This is a genomic window from Phytoactinopolyspora endophytica (genome assembly GCF_004138495.1).
Classification (GTDB): Bacteria; Actinomycetota; Actinomycetes; order Jiangellales; family Jiangellaceae; genus Phytoactinopolyspora; species Phytoactinopolyspora endophytica.
The window spans coordinates 122733-125339 of sequence record NZ_ML142869.1 but is presented as its reverse complement, the minus strand read 5'-3'; the positions used below and the strand labels follow the sequence as shown (position 1 = coordinate 125339).

At 62.8% G+C, this 2607-nt stretch carries 4 protein-coding genes; 2 read left to right on the top strand and 2 right to left on the bottom strand.

Annotation, left to right across the window (positions count from 1 at the left end):
• A partial coding sequence (locus tag ELR45_RS29505; protein WP_165368211.1) for a M23 family metallopeptidase occupies positions 1 to 703 on the bottom strand: 703 nt, incomplete at its 3' end.
• Between the two features lie 650 nt (positions 704 to 1353).
• Between ELR45_RS29505 and ELR45_RS43075 the strand changes: the two genes are divergently transcribed.
• Entirely contained in the window at positions 1354 to 1608 is a 255-nt protein-coding gene (locus ELR45_RS43075) for a Smr/MutS family protein (protein ID WP_129669496.1), read from the top strand.
• A 23-nt stretch (positions 1609 to 1631) separates the two neighbouring features.
• Here ELR45_RS43075 and ELR45_RS29495 read toward each other — a convergent pair whose 3' ends face one another.
• Positions 1632 to 2009 (bottom strand): cupin domain-containing protein, encoded by a 378-nt coding sequence (locus ELR45_RS29495; protein WP_129669483.1) that lies wholly within the window; start codon positions 2007 to 2009, stop codon positions 1632 to 1634.
• A gap of 59 nt (positions 2010 to 2068) precedes the next feature.
• Between ELR45_RS29495 and ELR45_RS29490 the strand changes: the two genes are divergently transcribed.
• The gene (locus ELR45_RS29490) at positions 2069 to 2539 is read left to right on the top strand and encodes a MarR family winged helix-turn-helix transcriptional regulator (protein WP_205857513.1); all 471 of its coding nucleotides are present in this window, start codon (positions 2069 to 2071) and stop codon (positions 2537 to 2539) included.
• The last annotated feature ends 68 nt before the right edge of the window (positions 2540 to 2607 follow it).

Here is a 2607-nt window from a genome sequence, read left to right as displayed (position 1 = left end):
TGCTGGTGAAGTTGTTACTTCCGCGGCCGTTCCAGATGTAGAGGTGGTCGTTCCATGTCGCGTGGATATCTCCCACACCATCAGAATCGAAATCACCACCGTGCCGTGAGGACTCATCGCAACCGTTGCGACTCTCGACGTAGCGCCACTCGAGGCCTGGATCGGGGCCGTATGCCTTGCCATCGAACCTGGCCGTCACCCGTTCAGCGCCGTCGAAGCCCCAGCTGGCCCTGCCGTCTCCATTGGAGTCGTAGCCTTGCTCGTAGTGCAGGTGCGGGACGTCGTTGGAGGTCGGGCCGGTGTGGCCTACGCGCCCGATGGTCTGCCCCTGCGCTACCGTGTCGCCGACGTCAACGGCTCGAGACTGCAGGTGGATGTAGGTCGTGAAATGACGGCCCCCATGGTCGATCTGGATCATGTGGCCGGCGTTGGAGTGGTAGTACGACTGGTTCACCGTGCCCGCGGCGGGCGCGACCAGCAACGAGCCCTCGGTCTGGGACTGCGGTTCGCGCACCATGTCCAACGATGGAGCGTGGCCGGAATCCCACGTGTTCAGCCGCCACTCCTGCTCGCATGGAAAGGGCAGTTGAAAATCAGGAGCCGCCGATGCTGGGGTCGATGTCACGATCAGGTTGCCGGCTACGACGACGGTCATCGCAACCAGCGTGGCGATGCCTCTGGTCAGATTGAGCTTCCTTTGCATAGTGTTCCTCCGCCCTTAACCGCTTGGTGTCTGATTGACAGACCCCAGCGTGCGTGGTCGCGCTCTCGACTTCCGCGCTGATCTCCTTTCACGAGACAACACGACGGCGGATGCGCTCGTTGGCAAACCCGCAGCCTTTCGTATGCGCGGCGTAAGGAGGCGTGGGTTCGTCATCGAGAGCGTTTCATCCGCGTGATCATGACGGTAATTTACGGCGGTACACAATTGCTATATGGGTGCGTCGTCGCGTAGTTTTACCGGCGATAGCTCGTGAACAGCATTAATGCGTGTTTGCGCAACGGCATGATGCTGCTTGTGCGAGACTGAGGCCGAACTCCGCCCCCAGTCATACCCTGCCTAGATCTGGAATGTGCCGAGTCCCCTGTTCCAATGGACCGATACTTATCAAGGCGAGGGTTCTGGCCATTCAAGTTTCAGGAACATGCTGCCTAACTTCGCGTGAATCTCAGATGTCGCGATAAGAAATTCAGCTCATGGAGACAACAGTGGAGCTTGAGGCGGAGGCCGCGGGCTTGGAGTCGACGGGTCTTGCCGGTTTCGATCAGGTGCGCAGCCGTGTCGGCCAGCAACGAGACGGCGATCAGGAAGACCAGTTGCGGCAACTGTGCCGGGGGCGAGACGATCGTGGTGTGAAGCTCAAGCTTGACCTGCATGATGTCTACAACCGTGGTGACGAGATCGACCGGCAGCTGCGCGCGGTGATCGATGAGGCGGTGCAGAAGAAGGCGAAGCTTGTCGAGATCATCCCCGGCAAGGGTTCAGGTCAGCTGAAGAAGCGCGTGCTCCGGTTCCTACAGCAGAAGGAGATCAAGGCGCTCTACCACCGGGTGGAGAAGGACTCGGACAACTTCGGCCGCGTCTTCATCCATTTCCGCTGGAAGTGACCTGTCCGTTGACGCCGGCGATGTCAGAGCATCCACGGCGGTACGCCGCGGTCCGTGCCGTCGGGGAGGCTTGCCCGGGCGCCCGCCGCGCCGACGACGATCGCGGCGAAGCCGTTCGCGGAGCCGGCCGAGACTTGGCGCGGCACGGCGCCGGGCATGACGATCGTGTCGCCTGGCCCGGCGTCGATCGTGCTGCCGTCGAGGTCGACCGTCACGTCTCCGTGCAGGACAGTCCAGATCTGTTGGGTGTCGATGACATGGGCCGGCCCGACCTGTCCCGGCCCTACGTCGACCCGCCATATCGGCTGCTCGCCGCCACCCTGTGTCGGTGACGCCAGGGTGGTCATCACCGCTGAGGGGGTCTCGGTGCGGCGGCTCTCGGCGTGGCGAATGACAGACATGGTGCAACTCCTTATAATGGACAACATGGTTGTCGATATAGTTAACCAGGTTGTCTATCATGTCAAGTGACCGCCCGGGGTTCGAGCTGCCGCTGAGGCTTTTCCTCGGCTTTCGGGTCCTGATCGATGCGCTTCACGACGAGCTGGCGAGGCAGGGACACCCGGATGTCCGTCCGGTGCACGGCTTCGCATTGCAGGCGATCGGTTCGGAAGGGGCGACCGCGGCCGAGCTGGGGCGCCGGCTGGGTGTGTCGAAACAGGCGGCCGGTAAGACCATCGACTCGTTGGAGCGTCTGGGATACCTCGTGCGTGACACGGATCCGAACGACGCCAGACGCAAGGTCTTCCGTCTGAGCGAGCGTGGAGCGGACAGCCTAGCGAAGTCGGCGGCGATCTTCGACCAGCTACGCGCCGAGTGGGAGGAGGCGTTGGGAGCCGACCGGCTGCGGGCGCTCGAAGACGACCTGCGCCGAGTCACTCCGGCGGACCCGCTGCGAGTGGACATCCCCGGATGGTTCGGCCACACCTAAGAGGTTCCGCAGGTAGGTCACGGTCGACGGGCTGGCCGGTCGTCCCAGCGGTGGGTGGTCCAGGCTTC

Excerpts from the sequence above, each read along its gene's own strand:
- ELR45_RS29495 (WP_129669483.1), bottom strand. The coding sequence starts at position 2,009 with ATGTCTGTCATTCGCCACGCCGAGAGCCGCCGCACCGAGACCCCCTCA.
- ELR45_RS29490 (WP_205857513.1), top strand. The coding sequence starts at position 2,069 with ATGTCAAGTGACCGCCCGGGGTTCGAGCTGCCGCTGAGGCTTTTCCTC.